This is a genomic window from Microbispora sp. NPDC049633 (genome assembly GCF_040675265.1).
GTDB classification, from domain to species: domain Bacteria; phylum Actinomycetota; class Actinomycetes; order Streptosporangiales; family Streptosporangiaceae; genus Microbispora; species Microbispora maris.
The window spans coordinates 1-14,969 of record NZ_JBFAOO010000090.1; the positions used below are offsets into that span (position 1 = coordinate 1).

Annotated in this window: 17 protein-coding genes; 9 read left to right on the plus strand and 8 right to left on the minus strand. The window is 70.8% G+C overall.

What is annotated here, in order from left to right:
* Both AB0J39_RS22610 and AB0J39_RS22615 read left to right on the plus strand, forming a co-directional pair.
* A partial coding sequence (locus AB0J39_RS22610) for a hypothetical protein (RefSeq protein ID WP_363467916.1) occupies window positions 1-224 on the plus strand: 224 nt, incomplete at its 5' end.
* 375 nt (window positions 225-599) lie between these two features.
* Window positions 600-1,535, plus strand: a complete 936-nt coding sequence (locus AB0J39_RS22615; RefSeq protein WP_363467918.1) for a TIM barrel protein — start codon at window positions 600-602, stop codon at window positions 1,533-1,535.
* Window positions 1,536-1,544: 9 nt separating this feature from the next.
* Here AB0J39_RS22615 and AB0J39_RS22620 read toward each other — a convergent pair whose 3' ends face one another.
* Window positions 1,545-2,411 carry an A/G-specific adenine glycosylase gene (locus AB0J39_RS22620; protein WP_363467920.1) on the minus strand — a complete coding sequence of 289 codons (867 nt, stop codon included), beginning with the start codon at window positions 2,409-2,411 and terminating at the stop codon, window positions 1,545-1,547.
* 137 nt (window positions 2,412-2,548) lie between these two features.
* Between AB0J39_RS22620 and AB0J39_RS22625 the strand changes: the two genes are divergently transcribed.
* The 3 genes from AB0J39_RS22625 (at window position 2,549) to AB0J39_RS22635 (ending at window position 4,762) form a co-directional block, all read left to right on the plus strand.
* Window positions 2,549-3,247 carry a hypothetical protein gene (locus tag AB0J39_RS22625; RefSeq protein ID WP_363467922.1) on the plus strand — a complete coding sequence of 233 codons (699 nt, stop codon included), beginning with the start codon at window positions 2,549-2,551 and terminating at the stop codon, window positions 3,245-3,247.
* Window positions 3,248-3,544: 297 nt separating this feature from the next.
* Window positions 3,545-4,057: a pyridoxamine 5'-phosphate oxidase family protein gene (locus tag AB0J39_RS22630; RefSeq protein WP_363467925.1), complete on the plus strand. Its 513-nt coding sequence runs from the start codon at window positions 3,545-3,547 to the stop codon at window positions 4,055-4,057.
* Between the two features lie 36 nt (window positions 4,058-4,093).
* Window positions 4,094-4,762, plus strand: coding sequence for a Type 1 glutamine amidotransferase-like domain-containing protein (locus tag AB0J39_RS22635; protein WP_363467928.1), 669 nt, complete (start codon window positions 4,094-4,096; stop codon window positions 4,760-4,762).
* Window positions 4,763-4,868: 106 nt separating this feature from the next.
* Here the strand turns inward: AB0J39_RS22635 and disA are convergent, their stop codons facing one another.
* The 7 genes from disA to AB0J39_RS22670 form a co-directional block, all read right to left on the minus strand.
* Window positions 4,869-5,957: a DNA integrity scanning diadenylate cyclase DisA gene (gene disA / locus AB0J39_RS22640; RefSeq protein WP_363467930.1), complete on the minus strand. Its 1,089-nt coding sequence runs from the start codon at window positions 5,955-5,957 to the stop codon at window positions 4,869-4,871.
* Between the two features lie 204 nt (window positions 5,958-6,161).
* Complete coding sequence (gene radA / locus AB0J39_RS22645) at window positions 6,162-7,589, minus strand: DNA repair protein RadA (protein ID WP_363467933.1); 1,428 nt, start codon at window positions 7,587-7,589, stop codon at window positions 6,162-6,164.
* A 35-nt stretch (window positions 7,590-7,624) separates the two neighbouring features.
* Window positions 7,625-8,281, minus strand: coding sequence for an SRPBCC family protein (locus AB0J39_RS22650; RefSeq protein ID WP_363467936.1), 657 nt, complete (start codon window positions 8,279-8,281; stop codon window positions 7,625-7,627).
* Window positions 8,278-8,679 (minus strand): metalloregulator ArsR/SmtB family transcription factor, encoded by a 402-nt coding sequence (locus AB0J39_RS22655; protein WP_363467939.1) that lies wholly within the window; start codon window positions 8,677-8,679, stop codon window positions 8,278-8,280. Before AB0J39_RS22655 ends, AB0J39_RS22650 begins: the two co-directional genes overlap by 4 nt.
* Window positions 8,680-8,753: 74 nt before the next feature.
* Complete coding sequence (gene trxA / locus AB0J39_RS22660) at window positions 8,754-9,068, minus strand: thioredoxin (RefSeq protein WP_363467941.1); 315 nt, start codon at window positions 9,066-9,068, stop codon at window positions 8,754-8,756.
* The gene (locus AB0J39_RS22665) at window positions 9,065-9,445 is read right to left on the minus strand and encodes a MerR family transcriptional regulator (protein ID WP_363467942.1); all 381 of its coding nucleotides are present in this window, start codon (window positions 9,443-9,445) and stop codon (window positions 9,065-9,067) included. Before AB0J39_RS22665 ends, trxA begins: the two co-directional genes overlap by 4 nt.
* A 104-nt stretch (window positions 9,446-9,549) precedes the next feature.
* Window positions 9,550-10,248 (minus strand): methyltransferase domain-containing protein, encoded by a 699-nt coding sequence (locus AB0J39_RS22670; RefSeq protein WP_363467944.1) that lies wholly within the window; start codon window positions 10,246-10,248, stop codon window positions 9,550-9,552.
* 163 nt (window positions 10,249-10,411) lie between these two features.
* On the opposite strand from AB0J39_RS22670, the gene AB0J39_RS22675 reads away from it, so the two are divergent.
* The 4 genes from AB0J39_RS22675 to AB0J39_RS22690 all read left to right on the plus strand — a co-directional run bounded on the left by AB0J39_RS22675 (window position 10,412) and on the right by AB0J39_RS22690 (window position 14,949).
* Entirely contained in the window at window positions 10,412-11,227 is an 816-nt protein-coding gene (locus tag AB0J39_RS22675; RefSeq protein WP_363467946.1) for a sugar phosphate isomerase/epimerase, read from the plus strand.
* A complete protein-coding gene (locus AB0J39_RS22680; RefSeq protein ID WP_363467949.1) occupies window positions 11,224-12,009 on the plus strand; it encodes a class I SAM-dependent methyltransferase in 786 nt (261 codons plus the stop codon). The genes AB0J39_RS22675 and AB0J39_RS22680 overlap by 4 nt, the downstream gene beginning before the upstream one ends.
* On the plus strand, window positions 12,006-12,623 hold the full coding sequence (locus AB0J39_RS22685; protein WP_363467951.1) for a TetR family transcriptional regulator: 618 nt from the start codon (window positions 12,006-12,008) through the stop codon (window positions 12,621-12,623). Before AB0J39_RS22680 ends, AB0J39_RS22685 begins: the two co-directional genes overlap by 4 nt.
* A 223-nt stretch (window positions 12,624-12,846) precedes the next feature.
* A complete protein-coding gene (locus tag AB0J39_RS22690) occupies window positions 12,847-14,949 on the plus strand; it encodes a (Fe-S)-binding protein (protein WP_363467953.1) in 2,103 nt (700 codons plus the stop codon).
* Window positions 14,950-14,969: the final 20 nt, after the last annotated feature.

The following is a 14,969-nucleotide window of genomic DNA, read 5'->3' on the forward strand; positions in this document are numbered from 1 at the left end:
ACGACCCGGTCATGGGCGCGCGTCCGCTGCGCCGGACCATCCAGCGCGAGCTGGAGGACACGCTGTCGGAGAAGATCCTCTACGGCGAGCTGCGGCCCGGCCAGGTCGTCAAGATCGACATCGAGGGCGAAGGCGACGCGGCCAAGTTCACCTTCGTCGGCGAGGCGAAGAGCCCGTCGGTCCCGGACTCGGCGGCCTCGATCGCGGAGGCGATCCAGCACTGATCGGTCCGCGATAACCCGTTCCACCCGAGGGGCGCTCCGCAAGGAGCGCCCCTCGGTCGTTTTCCGGCCTACCGTGTGCGATCACTGCGGGCCCGATAGGCGAGAACCGGTATCACGCCACCAAACGTAGTACTACACTGTGTAGAGTCAGCCGCGCGTCCGGCACACCGCGAGCGCGTGGGGACAGCCATGTCATCCCCGCGGCGTACCGGACAATCCGCTGCGGGGCGGACGCGCCGGACCGGGCGCACGGGGGAAGCTCGGTCCACCCGGGCGAGATCCCGGTGGTAGGAGGACCGGAGTCCCGTGCGGTCGGGACACGCCCTGTGGGCGAAATGGCGGTCCGGAAAAGTGCACAAGCCTTGGAGGCAGCTGATGCGCCTGTTGCACGACGACGGGACGCTGGTTCACCTGGCCTACAACGCGGGCGTACATCCCGCCGAGGATCTGGAGAACCTGATCGCCCACCTCACGCGCTACGCCGTGCCGGTGCGCAGGAAGCTGGGAGTCGACCGGCTGGGGATCGGCCTGTGGCTCGCCCCCGCCGTGGCGGACCACCTCATCGCCGACCGCATCGAGCTCGTACGGCTGCGCCGGTCGCTGGAGGAACGCGGCCTGGAGTGTGTGAGCCTGAACGGCACCGGCGGGCGCAACCAGGAGGTCCCGGGACCCGACTGGGCCAAGCCCGAGCGCTACCGCTACACCATGGCGCTGGCGAAGATCCTCGCGTTCCTGCTGCCGGACGACGTGCAGTCGGGCAGCATCTCCACCATTCCGATCGGCTGGCGCCGTGACTGGCCCGCCGACCTGCACTCCATCGCCTCCCGCCGGCTCGATCGGCTGTCGCGTGAGCTTCGCGGCCTCTACAGCGTCACCGGAAAGACGATCAGGGTCGGCTTCGAGCCCTGGCCCGGCTGCGTCCTGGAGACCACCGAGCAGGCCCTGGAGCGGGTCTGTGACATCGACTCCGATCACCTCGGCGTCTGCCTCGACGCCTGCCACCTGTCCTGCGGGGCGGGGGAGCCGGACGCGGCGCTGCGCGGGCTGGCCCTCGCCGGGGCTCCCGTGGTCAAGCTCAACCACGTGCACAACCACAGCCAGGAGATCCCCAGCACTCAGCCGGTGATCGCCGACACGCTCGCCGCGATCCTGTCCGGGGCGGTGAACGGCACCGCGCACATCGAGGTGGAGGCCCACGACGGGACCGCCCCCAAGACGAAGGGGCCGGCCGCCCTGGTGGCGAAGCTCGCCGACGAGCTCGACTGGACCCGCCGCAACCTCACCGCGCTCGGCCTCAAGCTCGCCGCCTGAGGAGGCGGCTCAGGAGGGCAACTGATAGGTGCCGTCGGGAAGGACCTCGGCCAGGCCGTCGTCCAGCAGGCCGTCCAGTGCGCGCTCACGCTGCACGTGGTCGGCCCAGACGGCGTCGAGCGCGTCCTTGGGGACCGGCCCGTGCGCCTCGCGGAGCACGGCGAGCAGGCGTCCGCGGCACTGCCGGTCGGTCCCCGCGTACGTCTGGCCCTGGCGCGCCGGGCCGTCGTGGGCCGGACGCCCGGCCAGCCGCCAGGCGCACTGCGCGGTGACCGGGCAGCGCTCGCAGCGGGGCGCCCTGGCCGTGCACACCAGCGCGCCCAGCTCCATCACGGCCACGGCCCAGCGCGGCGCGCCCACCGGGGGCACGAGCGACTCGGCGAGCCGCCGCTCGGCCGCCGTCGGCGCCTTCGGCGGATACTCCTCGCCGCGCACCGCCCTGGCCAGCACCCGCCGCACGTTCGTGTCGAGCACCGCGTGGCTGCCGCCGTACGCGAAGCTGGCCACGGCCGCCGCCGTGTAGTCGCCGATCCCGGGCAGCGCCCGCAGTTCGTCGTACGTGGACGGCACGCGACCGGCATGGCCGGCCGTGATGGCCCGGGCGCACGCGTGGAGGTTGAGCGCCCTGCGCGGATAGCCGAGCCGCCCCCAGTGGCGTACGGCCTCGCCGGGGGACTCCTTCGCGAGCGCCTCCGGGGTGGGCCAGCGCTCCATCCACTCGGTCCAGATCGGCAGCACCCGGGCGACGGGCGTCTGCTGGAGCATGATCTCGCTCACCAGGATGCCCCACGGGGTCGCGTCGGGCCGCCGCCAGGGCAGGTCGCGGTTGTGCTCGGCGTACCAGTCGAGGATGGGCTCACGCAGGGAGGCGGACACGCACCGACTGTACCGGGCTGCCCGGGCTGCGAATGGGCGCCTTATTGCGCAAAGGTCCGGCGAGGCTCCGACCTGGGAAAGGGCAAGGCTCAGCGAGCCGTTCCCTCTGACCCGCCAGGGCTCTCCATACTGTCCGTATGGATCCGGACACATTCCGTGGCGACGTGGGCGTCGAGGGGGCGGACGTCTACTGGCGCCGCCGCGTGTCGGTGCTCACGGGGATGCTCGTCGTGGTGGCGGTCGTGGCATGGGCGTGCAGCAGCGCCTCGGGACGGTCGGACGAGACCGCCGCAGCGGTCAGGGCGACCCCGTCCGACCGGCTGGTCGTCTCGCTGCCCGCCGGCCTGGCTCCGAAGACGCCCGCCGCCTCCGCAGCCGTTCCGGGGCATCCGTCGCCGTCCGCCTCCGCGGGCGTCTCGCCCTCGCCCGGCAGACCGCGGCGGCCCGGCGACCCCTGCGACGAGAAGGACCTCGTGCTCGCGCTGCAGACCGGCCAGGACGTGTACGGCAAGGGCGTCACGCCGAACTTCCTGCTGACGGTCGTGAGCACGGGCAAGGTCGAGTGCACCGTCGACGTGGGGCCGCGCACGCTGGAGATGCGGGTGCTGTCGGGCGGCGAGCGCGTGTGGTCGACGGCCGACTGCGTGGCGGGCGACGGTGTGGACAGGCAGTTGCTGCAGCGCGGCATTCCCTACGTCCAGAACATCCGGTGGGACCGCCACCGCTCGGGCAGCACGTGCGCGGGCAGGCGGTCGCCCGCAGACGCAGGGACGTACGTCGCGACGGCGCACGCGGGCCGGCTCAAGAGCCCGAAGATCGTCTTTCACCTGCGCTGAGAGGGCACCGAGAGGTGGACGCTGAGAGACGAGCGGCAGGGCGGGGGCGGGCTGCCGCCCGCGCCGATTCCGCTTGCCCGGCCGGCGGCTCGCGGAAGTAGTGCCGGTCTCCGGACGTGATGTCCCGCAGCACCACCAGCGACCACCGGTCGTCCAGCTCCTTGATCGCCAGGTTGACCGGGCACCCGGCCGGTGTGCCGGGCCTCGTACGTTGGCCATCGAATCTGATTGCACTTCGCAACCGGTCGTGTTAGCGTCACTTCAACGACTTGCATTCTGCAATCAGTTTTCGGAGGCGTGGTGCGACCGACGCGCGAGCGTATCGACCGGCGCTACAGCGACGAGCGGGCCGAGGCGGTCCCGTGGACCGACACCGAGGCGAGGCTGGCCGCGGCGGAGGTCGCCTGGATCGTGACCGCGCGGCCGGACGGCCGTCCTCACGCGACGCCGATGGTCCCGGTGATTCATGACGGGAAGGTCTACTTCCACACCGGCAGCACGGAGGTGAAGTACGACAACCTCCAGGTCAATCCGCACGTGCTCGTGCTCGCGGGCGACACCGCCTGGGACCGCGGCCTCGACGTCGTCGTGGAGGGAACCGCCGTGCCGGTGACCGACGACGCTCTGCTGCGGCGGCTCGCCGAGCTCTATCGCGGTCGCTGGGACGGCCACTGGCTGCTCGACGTCCAGAACGGTGCCGTGGCATCCGAGAGGCCCGATATCCAGGTCGTGGTCTTCGAGGTGAGACCGGACAAGGCGTACGGCCACGCCAAGGGCGACCCGTTCGGCCAGACCAGCTACCGCTTCTGACGCGGGGCAGCTTCAGAGTGCTCGGGAAAGGGCATCGTGCGGCTTCTTCTCACATCCGCCGGCATCGCGAACGCGAGCATCCGCAACGCGCTGGTCGACCTCCTGGGCAAGCCGATCGCCGAGTCCAACGCCCTCTGCGTCCCGACCGCTGCATACGGGCACCCCCAGGCCACTCCTGTCGGCGCATGGCGTTTCATCAGCGGGAAGTCCGCCCTACCCATGTGCGAGCTGGGGTGGAAGTCCGTGGGAGTGCTGGAGCTCACCGCGCTGCCCAGCATCGGTGAGGAGCGCTGGGTCCCCTGGGTCCGGGAGGCGGACGTCCTGCTCGTGAACGGCGGCGATGCGCTGTACCTGTGTCACTGGATGCGGCAGTCCGGGCTGGCGGATCTCTTGCCGTCGCTGAGCGAGACGGTCTGGGCGGGGCTGAGCGCCGGGAGCATGGTGATGACCCCCCGTATCGGGGAGGACTTCGTCCAGTGGAAGCCGCCCTCCGGTGACGACAGCACCCTGAACGTCGTCGACTTCTCGATCTTCCCGCACCTGGATCACGAACTCCTGCCGGAGAACACGATGGCCGAGGCGGAAAGATGGGCGGCCGGCCTCCCGAATCGGGCGTATGCGATCGACGATGAGACCGCCATCAAGGTGCTCGACGGTCATGTCGAGGTCATTTCCGAGGGGCGCTGGAAGCTGTTCACCCCCTAGATCATGAACGTCGACGACCTTCCCGTTCTCGTGCTCGCCCGGCCGCCGTGGCCGAGCGCTCCTCAGCCGCTCCGGTAGGTTATCGAGTCGACCTGCAGCGCACCGCTCAGAGATAGCGCTCCAGGATGGACGACTCGGCGAGCCGGGACAGGCCCTCGCGGACGCTGCGCGCCCGGGTCTCTCCCACGCCGCCGACGGCCTGGAGGTCGCCGGTGGTGGCCGCGAGCAGCTTCTGCAGGCCGCCGAAGTGGCTCACGAGCCGGTCGACGATCGCCCCGGGCAGGCGGGGGACCTTGGTGAGCAGCCGGAAGCCGCGCGGGCTGACCGGTGTGTCGAGCGCGTCGCCGCCGTGGTGGCCGAGGATCTGGGCCACCTTCGACAGGTCGAGCAGGTCGCCGGAGGACAGCTCGTCCAGCTCCCGCATGGCGTCGGCGTCCCCGTACGGCCGGGCGCCGAGCGAGCCGGGCGCGTAGTCGCGGATGATCTGCACGCGGTCGGTCTCCACGCCCGCGAACAACTCGTCGAGCTGGAGGGACAGCAGCCGCCCGTCGGTGCCGAGCTCGACGACGTATCCCTCGATCTCACGGGCGATGCGCCGGACCATCTCCAGGCGCTGCACGACGACGGCCACGTCGCGGACCGTGACGAGGTCCTCGATCTCCAGGGCCGACAGGTTGCCGGCGACCTCGTCGAGCCGCTTCTTGTAGCGTTCGAGCGTCGCCAGGGCCTGGTTGGCCTTGGACAGGATCGCGGCCGACTCCTCCAGCACGTGACGGATGCCGTCGAGGTAGAGCGCGATGATCCGCATCGACTTGCTGATCGCGATGACCGGGAGCGAGGTCTGCCTGGCCACCCGCTGCGCCGTACGGTGCCGGGTGCCGGACTCGTCGGTGGGGATGGCCGGGTCGGGCACGAGGTGCACGGCGGCCCGCACGATCCTGAGATGGGCCGTGTCGAGCACGATCGCGCCGTCCATCTTGGCCAGCTCGCGCAGGCGGGTCGCGGAGAACTCGACGTCGAGCGTGAAGCCGCCGGTGCAGATGTCCTCGACCGTGCGGTCGTACCCGAGAACGATCAGGCCTCCGGTGTGGCCGCGCAGGATGCGCTCCAGGCCGTCACGCAGCGCCGTCCCCGGAGCGAGCGAGGCGAGCACGGCCCTTCTGCGGTCGTCGATCGCCTTGTCGTTGTCCAGCACATGCACCCCAGTGGGCTCGCCCGGTCGTATCCGTCAGATCGTCGTCCTACCGATCCCTTGTCGTGGCGAGGTCCGCGAGGCACGCCGCGGACGGCCCTGTGAGAGCCCCTCGGGGGCGCGGGGGCGAGACCACGGCCGACGGGCAGGCAACAGAGTTTACCGGCGTCACGCCGTGCTCACCGGTGTCATGGCCGACCAGGGCGGCTACCGCATGAGGTTGAGCGCGTCCCACACGTTCTCCACCTCCGTGACCTCGAAGCCCGGAGCGAACGGCGTCGTACGGCCGGCCGGCGAGCGCAGCGCCACGAGACGTCCCCGGCTCGCCGAGGCCTCCAGGCGGGGGCCTTCCTCCTCGAGCGAGCCGGAGGGCACCAGCGCCTTGGTGAAGCCGAGCCGGGCCGCCTCGGCCAGCCGTCGCCGCACCTCCCGCACGGGCCGCAGCTCGCCCGCCAGGCCGACCTCGCCCAGCGCGACGAGCCCGGCGGGCAGCGCCTGGTCGCCGGCCGCGCTCACGACCGACAGCATCAGCGCCAGATCCACGGCGGGGTCGGTCAGGCGGATCCCGCCCACCGTCGCCGTGAAGACGTCGCACTTGCCGATTTTGGCGTGGAGCCGCCGCTCCATGACGGCGAGCACCATCGCCACCCGGTAGGAGTCGAGGCCGGAGGAGGTGCGGCGGGGCTGGGGAGCCTCGGTGGGGCCGACCAGGGCCTGCAGTTCGGCGGGAATGGGCCGGGTGCCCTCGATGGTCACGGTGACGCAGGTGCCCGGCACCGGCTCGGGATGACGGGAGACGAACAGTCCGCTCGGATCGGTGATCCCGGTGATGCCGCGCTCGTGCAGGTCGAAGCAGCCCACCTCGTCGATCGGGCCGAACCGGTTCTTGACCGCGCGCACCAGGCGCAGCCGTGAGTTGCGGTCGCCCTCGAAGTGGAGCACGACGTCGACCAGGTGCTCCAGCACGCGGGGCCCGGCGATCGTGCCGTCCTTGGTCACGTGGCCCACGAGCACCGTGGACATGGCGCGTTCCTTGGCGAGGCGCACCAGATTGCCGGCGACCTCCCTGACCTGGGTCACGCCGCCGGGCACTCCGGTCGCGTCGGCCGAGCCGATCGTCTGCACCGAGTCGACGATGAGCAGGCTCGGCTGCACCTTCTCGACGTGCGCCACCAGGGCGGACAGGTCGGTCTCCGCGGCCAGGTAGAGCCTGTCCTCGATCGCGCCGATGCGGTCGGCCCGCATGCGCACCTGGGCCGCCGACTCCTCACCGGTCACGTACAGGACGGTCTCGCCCCGGGCGGTGCGGGCGGCGGCCTCCAGGAGCAGCGTCGACTTCCCGATGCCGGGCTCTCCCGCGAGGAGCACGGCCGCGCCCGGGACGAGGCCGCCGCCGAGCACGCGGTCGAGCTCGGGCACCCCGGTCGTCCGCGCGCTGACGGACTCGGCCTTCACCTGGCCGATCGGGACGGCGGGGGCGGAGACCGCGCCCGGCTTGACGACGTGGACGCCCTGCCGCGCCCCGGCCTCCTCGACCGTGCCCCACGCCTGGCACTCCCCGCACCTGCCGACCCACTTGACCGTGGTCCAGCCGCACTCGCCGCACCGGTACGCCGGTTTCGCTGCCTTGCTCACGTGCCGGAGGTTACCGGGCGCCGCCGACAATCCGCCTACTTCTCCGGGGTCTCCGGCTTCTCCGGCTTCTCCGGCACATAGAAGCCGGTGGTACCGGCGACCGCGGTGGCCACCACGTCGTCCGGCGCGCCGGAGGCCCGGTACGCCTCGCCCCACAGGTCGCTGCTGAGCCGCATGAGCTCCCGTGCCTCCTCCGACTGCTCCCACGCCGAGGGGTCGTCGATCATCTCGCCGCGCAGATGCAGCCCGAGGCCGAGCAGCGCCAGGTCCCAGCCGACGCCCGTGGCCCCCGGCCCGAACCGGTCCCAGAACTCCGGCGGCACCACGGCGACGTGCTCCAGCTCGAACACGGTGCGCCCGTCGTCCTCCGCGCTCAGCCGCACCTCGACCTCGCTGAAGCCGGGGTTCTCACCGAACAGCCAGCTCACCCGCAGCAGCCGCGGCGGCTCGCAGGCCAGGATCTCCCCGCCCGCGTTGCCCTGGAGCTGGTAGTGCCCGCCGAGCTTCAGCTCGCCGCTCACCGGAAGGAACCAGCGGCCGATCCGCTCGGGGTCGGTGCAGGCGTCCCAGACGTCCTCGATGCCGGTGTCGTAGGTGCGGCGCAGCAGCACCGTGCGGGCCTCGCCCTCCGGCAGGTCGCGCCTGCCGACCGTGCGGTGGGCTTGGTTGATCAGGTCGGTGAAGTCGCTCATCGCCGCTCTTCCTCGTCGGTCCGCCCGTCGTGGGCTGTGTCGTGGGCTGTGTGGTGGGCATCCCCGCCGCTGAGCCGCCGCTCCCGTTTTCCCCGTGCCAGCTCGGTCCCGAGCGCGTCGAGCCGCTGCTCCCAGAAGCCGCGGAACCGCTCCAGCCATGCGTCGACCTCCCGCAGGGGCGCGGGGTCGACGGCGTACAGCCGCCGCGTGCCCTCGGCGCGTACGGACGTGAGCCCGGACTCGCGGAGCACCCGCAGGTGCTGGGAGACCGCCGGCTGTGAGATCCCGAACTCGGCGCGGATGACCGAGGTCAGCGCGCCCGACGTCTGCTCGCCGTGTGAGAGCAGCTCCAGGATTCGGCGTCGCACCGGATCCCCCAGCGCGTCGAATGCGTGCACGCGCCCACTATGCCGAGAGCCACTTATAAAAGTCAACGCTTATATAAGTGGCTCTCGGTGTCGGACGAGACCGGCTAGAAGTGGCCCGCGAGGTCGGCGAGCAGCAGGCGCTTCGGCTTGGCGCCCCTGATCTGCTGGACCACCTCGCCGTTCCGATAGAGGTTGAGCGTGGGGAAGCCCAGGATGTTGTAGCGCTGCGCGATCTCCTGGTGCTCGTCGGCGTTGATCTTGGCGACCGTCAGCCGGTCGCCGTACTCGGCGGCGATCTCCTCGAGAATGGGGGCGATCATCTTGCAGGGCGGGCACCAGTCGGTCCAGAAGTCCACCAGCACCGGCTTGTCGCTGCGCAGCACCTGTTCGTCGAAGTTCTCCGCGGTCAGCGTGATCATGATTCTCCTCGTCGTGGCAAGAGGCAGCCGGGGCAGGCCTCGGCGAACTGGGCGGCCACCTCGGACCGGCGGGCCAGCAGGTCGCGGATCTGGTCGTCGATCTCGGCCAGCTTGCGCCGGTAGACCGCGACCGACTCGGGGCAGGAGCTCCCGGACGGATGGCCGGACCGCAGGCAGTCCACGAACGGACGGGCGTCGTCCAGCGTGAAACCGACCGACATCAGCCCCCGGATCTCGGTGACGATCCGGACGTCCGACTCGTCGTACTCGCGATATCCGTTCGCCGAGCGGCGCGACCGGATGAGCCCCCGCTGCTCGTAGTAGCGCAGCGCCCGGGTGCTCACTCCCGCGCGCCGGGCCATCTCGCCGATCCGCATCGGCCCTCCTCGGCCTCGTCCACCCGCTGCGGCCCTCGTACGAGACACCTCGTACGGGACACGACGGTAAAGCTTGACGCCAACGACAAGGTCAAGCGTGGCGCTCAGAATTCCCGCCAGCGCAGGACGTTCGGGTAGGCGATCTCCAGGCCGTCGATCTCGCGCAGCGCCTCGCCGGCCACCTCGGGTGTGAACTCGATGCGCAGCACCGCCTCGAGGTCGGCCCTGGACCGGAACGTCATCCGCAGGTCCAGCTCCTCGCGCCGCCAGCCCTGCCGGGACCAGAAGCGTTCCACGGCGTCGGGGGAGTACGACGGCAGCGACCGCCGGAACCAGCGGCCGAAGTCGCCGCGCGCGGCGTCCACGTCGACCACGAAGGCCGCGCCGCCCCGGCGCAGCACCCGCCCCAGCTCGCGCAGCCCCGGCTCGCAGCCGGGCCCGAAGAAGTACGCCCAGCGCGCGATCGTCACGTCGGCCGACGCGTCGGGCAGGGGCAGCGCCTGGGCGGTGCCCGTACGGACCGTGACGTTGGGCAGCGGCGCGCAGCGGGCGGCGGCCGCGGCGGCCAGGCCGCCGTGCGGCTCGACGCCCACGACCCGCCCGGCGGACGCGGCGAGCGCGGGCAGGTGGAAGCCCGCGCCGCAGCCGATCTCGACCACCGTCGCGCCGTCCCAGGGCCGTACGGCCCGCATCGCCGCCTCGGCCGCGCCCGCGGGTCCCACGGCGAGGTTCTCCAGCTCGTAGATCTGGGGAGTGTTCCAGATGTTCGGGCTGGGCACCGCCCCGCTCACGATCCGTGCCATGGCGCCCACATTAGTTCGCGACCTTGGGTAGTTGATTGTGGCGAAGCGGCGCACGGCGCGGGTGCGGCTTAGGCTGGAGCCGTGAACGGGCGCAGGGAGCGAACGGACGGCCACGGCCACGGGACTGGAACGTGCCCGGGGGCCGCCAGGGGAGGCTGGCCTCATGAGTGACATCCGCGTGCCCAGCGGCACGGTGGCGCTGTCGACGGCGTCGGTGTACCCGGAGCGTACGCCGGACGCCTTCGAGCTGGCCGCCAGGCTCGGGTACGACGGCGTAGAGATCATGGTCGGGCAGGACCCGGTCAGTCAGGACGTCGAGGTCCTCCAACGGCTGCGCGACCACTACCAGATTCCGATCCTGGCCGTGCACGCGCCCTGTCTGCTGGTGACCCAGCGGGTGTGGGGCCGCGATCCGTGGATGAAGCTGCGCAGGGCCCGCGAGGCGGCCGAGCGGCTGGGCGCGCAGACCGTGGTGGTCCACCCGCCCTTCCGCTGGCAGCGCGACTACGCCAGGGAGTTCGAGAAGGGCCTGGCGCGGATGCGCGAGGAGACCGACGTCGTCTTCGCGGTGGAGAACATGTTCCCGCTGCGGGCCAGGGGCAACGAGGTCGTGCCGTACGCGCCGGACTGGAACCCCATCGACTACGACTTCCCCGACGTGACGCTCGACCTGTCCCACACGGCGGTGTCGGGCACCGACGCGATGGAGATGGCGACCAAACTGGGCGACCGGCTGGCCCATCTGCACCTGGCCGACGGCGTGGGCACCACCAACAAGGACGAGCACCTGGTGCCGGGCCGGGGTTCCCAGCCCTGCGCGCCGATCCTGGAGCGCCTGGCCGGCAACGGGTACCAGGGGCTGGTGGTCCTGGAGATCAACACACGCAAGGCCACGAGCCGCTCCGAGCGCATCGAGGACCTGACCGAGGCGCTCGCCTTCGCGAGACTTCACTTCGCCGCCTCGTCGACCGCCTCATGAACGAACGACTCGCCGACAGCCACCGGGTCTTCGACCGTGTCTCCCAGGAGTACGACGCGGCCAGGCCGCACTACCCGGAGGCTCTCTACCTGGCGCTGGAGACGCTGTCGGGGATCCGGCTCGCCGGGGCGACCGTGATCGACGTGGGAGCGGGCACGGGCATCTCGACCCGCGGCCTGCTCGACCGCGGCGCCCGGGTCGTCGCGGTGGACCGCGGGGAGCGGATGCTGGCGCGCCTGCGTGTCCGTACGGACTGCCCGGCGTTGCTGGCCGACGGGAACGACCTGCCCCTGCGCGCGGGCGCGGCCGACCTGGTGACGTACGCGCAGTCGTGGCACTGGCTGGACCCCGCGCTGTCGGTGGCCGAGGCCGTACGGGTGGTGGGCGACGGCGGCGCGGTCGCGGGCTGGTGGAACACGGTGGACCCCGGCAAGGCGGACTGGCTGGCGGCCAACCAGGTGCGGCTCGCCGAGTCGTGCCCCGGCTACATCGGGCCCGTGCTGCCCGGATGGAGCATGCCGCCGATGGCGGCGGCGATGTCCGACTCGGGGCTGTCCGTGGCCGAGACCTGGGTCGACTGGACCAGGTCGGTGCCGCTTGAGGACTTCCTCACCGACCTGCGCTCGCACTCGTACATCGCGAGCATGGAGGGCGGTGTGGCGACGGAACTGCTCGCCCGGGAGCGCGCCGAGCTCGGCCGGGTCTTCCCCGACGGGCGGCTGACCGTTCCCATGCGCGTCTACCTCGCGGTGGGCCGTAAGGGCCGGCGGGGAGCGATGTGACGACAGAGGTTCCCGAGGTCTCGGGCGGCAGGCGGCGGCCGGGGCGACGGCCCGGCCGGCGTCCGGGCGCGGCGGACACGCGCGGGGAGATCCTGGCCGCGGCGCGCCGGGTCTTCGCCGAGAAGGGGTTCGACAAGGCCACGATCCGCGGCATCGCCCGGGAGGCCGGTGTGGATCCGGCTCTCGTCCACCACTATTTCGACAGCAAGGAGGGGATGTTCGTCGCGGCCATGCGGCTGCCGATAGACCCCTCGTCGGCGCTTCCCCTCATCCTGTCGGGGCCGCGTGAGGAGGTCGGCGAGCGCCTCGTCCGCTTCATCCTGACGATGACGGCCGATCCGGCGGCCAGAGAGCCGCTGCTGGGGCTCGTACGGACGGCGATGGTTAACGAGCAGGCCGTCGGCATGGTGCGGGAGTTCTTCACGACGGCCGTCCTCGGCCGGGTGGCCGAGGCGCTGGACGTTCCGCCGCTGCGGATGGAGGCCGCCTTCGCGCAGTTGTTCGGCGTGGTGATGACGCGGTACATCCTCCGGTTCGAACCGATCGCCTCCGCCGACGTCGAGGAGCTCGTCGCGCTGCTGGCCCCGACCGTGCAGCGTTACCTGGCCGGATAGGTTGGGGCATCCCTCGCATATCCTCTTATAGAGCTTTGTTCTAGTATCGTGCCGTCGGCGGGAACCGCGGTGACCGGAACCACTCGCCGAGCGTGACGCAGGATAAGTTACTCGCCGGTACCATTCGGGAAGCGTAGGCGTTATCCACAGGGCGGGATCGGCCCGCCCCCGCGAGGCGCCGCGCCCCTAGGCTGGCCGCCGACGTTCGACTTGGGAGGGACTCGTGCTCTGGGTAGCGATAGTGGGCCTCGTCGCGACCGCGGTGGCGGTCGCGCTGGCGGGCCGCCGCGTGCTGTTCCTCTACCGGCTCGCCCGCAGCGGCCAGCCGGCCCCCGAGCGGATCGAGTACGCCAAGGAGAACGCGGGCGCGGAGGTGAAGGCGCAGCTGGTCGAGGTCTTCGGCCAGCGCAAGCTGCTGAAGTGGACGCCGTCGGGCACCGCGCACTTCTTCGTGATGTGGGCGTTCTTCATCCTGGCCACGGTCTACCTGGAGGCCTACGGCGCGCTGATCCAGGGCGCGATCACCGGTAAGCCGGACTTTCACATCCCGCTGATCGGGACCTGGCCGGTGCTGGGCTTCCTGCAGGACTTCATCGCGGTCGCCGCGCTGCTCGGCCTGATCGCCTTCACCGTCATCCGGATCAAGAACTCGCCCAAGAAGCTGGGCCGCGGATCCCGCTTCTCCGGCTCCCACCTGGGCGGGGCGTGGTTCACCCTGTTCATGATCTTCAACGTGATCTGGACGATGTTCCTGTTCCGCGGGGCGGCGGTCAACACCGGCAACTTCCCCTACTCCTCGGGGGCGTTCGCCTCGGACGCGGTCGCGAAGGTCCTGCCCTCCAGCGAGGTGCTGGAGGAGATCGGCCTGCTGCTGCACATCGGCGTCATGCTGGTGTTCCTGGTCTTCGTGGTGAACTCCAAGCACCTGCACATCTTCACCGCGCCGCTGAACGTGCTGTTCTCCCGCCGCCCCGACGGCCTCGGCCCGGCCCAGCCGATGCGCAGCGACGGCAAGGTGCTCGACTTCGAGGAGGCCGACCCCGAGACGGACGTGTTCGGCCGCGGGAAGATCACCGACACGACGTGGAAGGGCTTCCTGGACTTCTACACCTGCACCGAGTGCGGGCGGTGCCAGTCGCAGTGCCCGGCGTGGAACACCGACAAGCCGCTGTCGCCCAAGATGCTCATCCTCGACCAGCGTGACCACGCCTTCGCGGTCGCGCCGTACCTGCTGGCCGGGGACAAGGAGAAGGAGAGCTTCCCGCAGGACGTGCTGGCCCTGCTGGACAAGCCGCTGGTCGGCGAGGACGGGGTCATCCACCCCGACGTGCTGTGGTCGTGCACCAACTGCGGCGCCTGCGTCGAGCAGTGCCCGGTCGACATCGAGCACATCGACCACATCCTCGACATGCGCCGCTACCAGGTGATGATCGAGTCGTCGTTCCCGTCCGAGGCGGGCGTGATGCTCAAGAACCTGGAGAACAAGGGCAACCCCTGGGGCATGTCCGAGATGAAGCGCGCCGAGTGGATCGAGGAGCTCGATTTCGAGGTCCCGATCATCGACTCGACGATGCCCGAGGACGTCGAGTACCTGTTCTGGGTCGGCTGCGCCGGCGCGCTGGAGGACCGGGCCAAGAAGACCACCAAGGCCGTCGCGGAGCTGCTGCACATCGCCGGGGTGAAATTCGGCGTGCTCGGCCCGATGGAGGCCTGCACCGGTGACCCGGCCCGCCGCCTGGGCATGGAGTTCCTCTTCAACATGCTCGCCCAGCAGAACATCGAGACCCTCAACGAGGCCGGGGTCAAGAAGATCGTGGCCACCTGCCCGCACTGCTTCAACACCCTGGCCAACGAGTATCCGCAGCTGGGGGGCACCTACGAGGTCGTGCACCACACCCAGCTGCTGGCGCACCTGGTCGAGGAGGGCAGGCTCACCCCGATCACGCCGATCGAGGAGAAGATCACCTACCACGACCCGTGCTTCCTCGGCCGGCACAACAAGGTCTACGCCCAGCCGCGCGACATCATGGCCAAGGTGCCCGGCGTCCAGACCCAGGAGATGCACCGCTGCAAGGACCGCGGTTTCTGCTGCGGCGCCGGCGGCGCGCGGATGTGGATGGAAGAGCGGATCGGAAAGCGCATCAACACCGAGCGCGTGGACGAGGCGCTGACCACCGATCCCGACACCGTCTCGACCGCCTGCCCGTTCTGTCTGGTGATGCTCGGCGACGCGATCAACGAGAAGAAGAACGCGGGTCAGGCCAAGGAGTCGCTCGAGGTCGTGGACGTCGCCCAGCTCCTGATCAAATCCATCAAGCAGGGGTAAAGCCTTCTTTGCCATCAGTG

What these genes read in the sequence shown, in the direction of transcription:
- AB0J39_RS22615 (WP_363467918.1), top strand. Translation starts at nt 600, where the DNA reads ATGCGCCTGTTGCACGACGACGGGACGCTGGTTCACCTGGCCTACAAC.
- AB0J39_RS22625 (WP_363467922.1), top strand. Translation starts at nt 2,549, where the DNA reads ATGGATCCGGACACATTCCGTGGCGACGTGGGCGTCGAGGGGGCGGAC.
- AB0J39_RS22650 (WP_363467936.1), bottom strand. Translation starts at nt 8,281, where the DNA reads ATGAGCGACTTCACCGACCTGATCAACCAAGCCCACCGCACGGTCGGC.
- trxA (WP_363467941.1), bottom strand. Translation starts at nt 9,068, where the DNA reads ATGATCACGCTGACCGCGGAGAACTTCGACGAACAGGTGCTGCGCAGC.
- AB0J39_RS22665 (WP_363467942.1), bottom strand. Translation starts at nt 9,445, where the DNA reads ATGCGGATCGGCGAGATGGCCCGGCGCGCGGGAGTGAGCACCCGGGCG.
- AB0J39_RS22670 (WP_363467944.1), bottom strand. Translation starts at nt 10,248, where the DNA reads ATGGCACGGATCGTGAGCGGGGCGGTGCCCAGCCCGAACATCTGGAAC.
- AB0J39_RS22675 (WP_363467946.1), top strand. Translation starts at nt 10,412, where the DNA reads ATGAGTGACATCCGCGTGCCCAGCGGCACGGTGGCGCTGTCGACGGCG.
- AB0J39_RS22680 (WP_363467949.1), top strand. Translation starts at nt 11,224, where the DNA reads ATGAACGAACGACTCGCCGACAGCCACCGGGTCTTCGACCGTGTCTCC.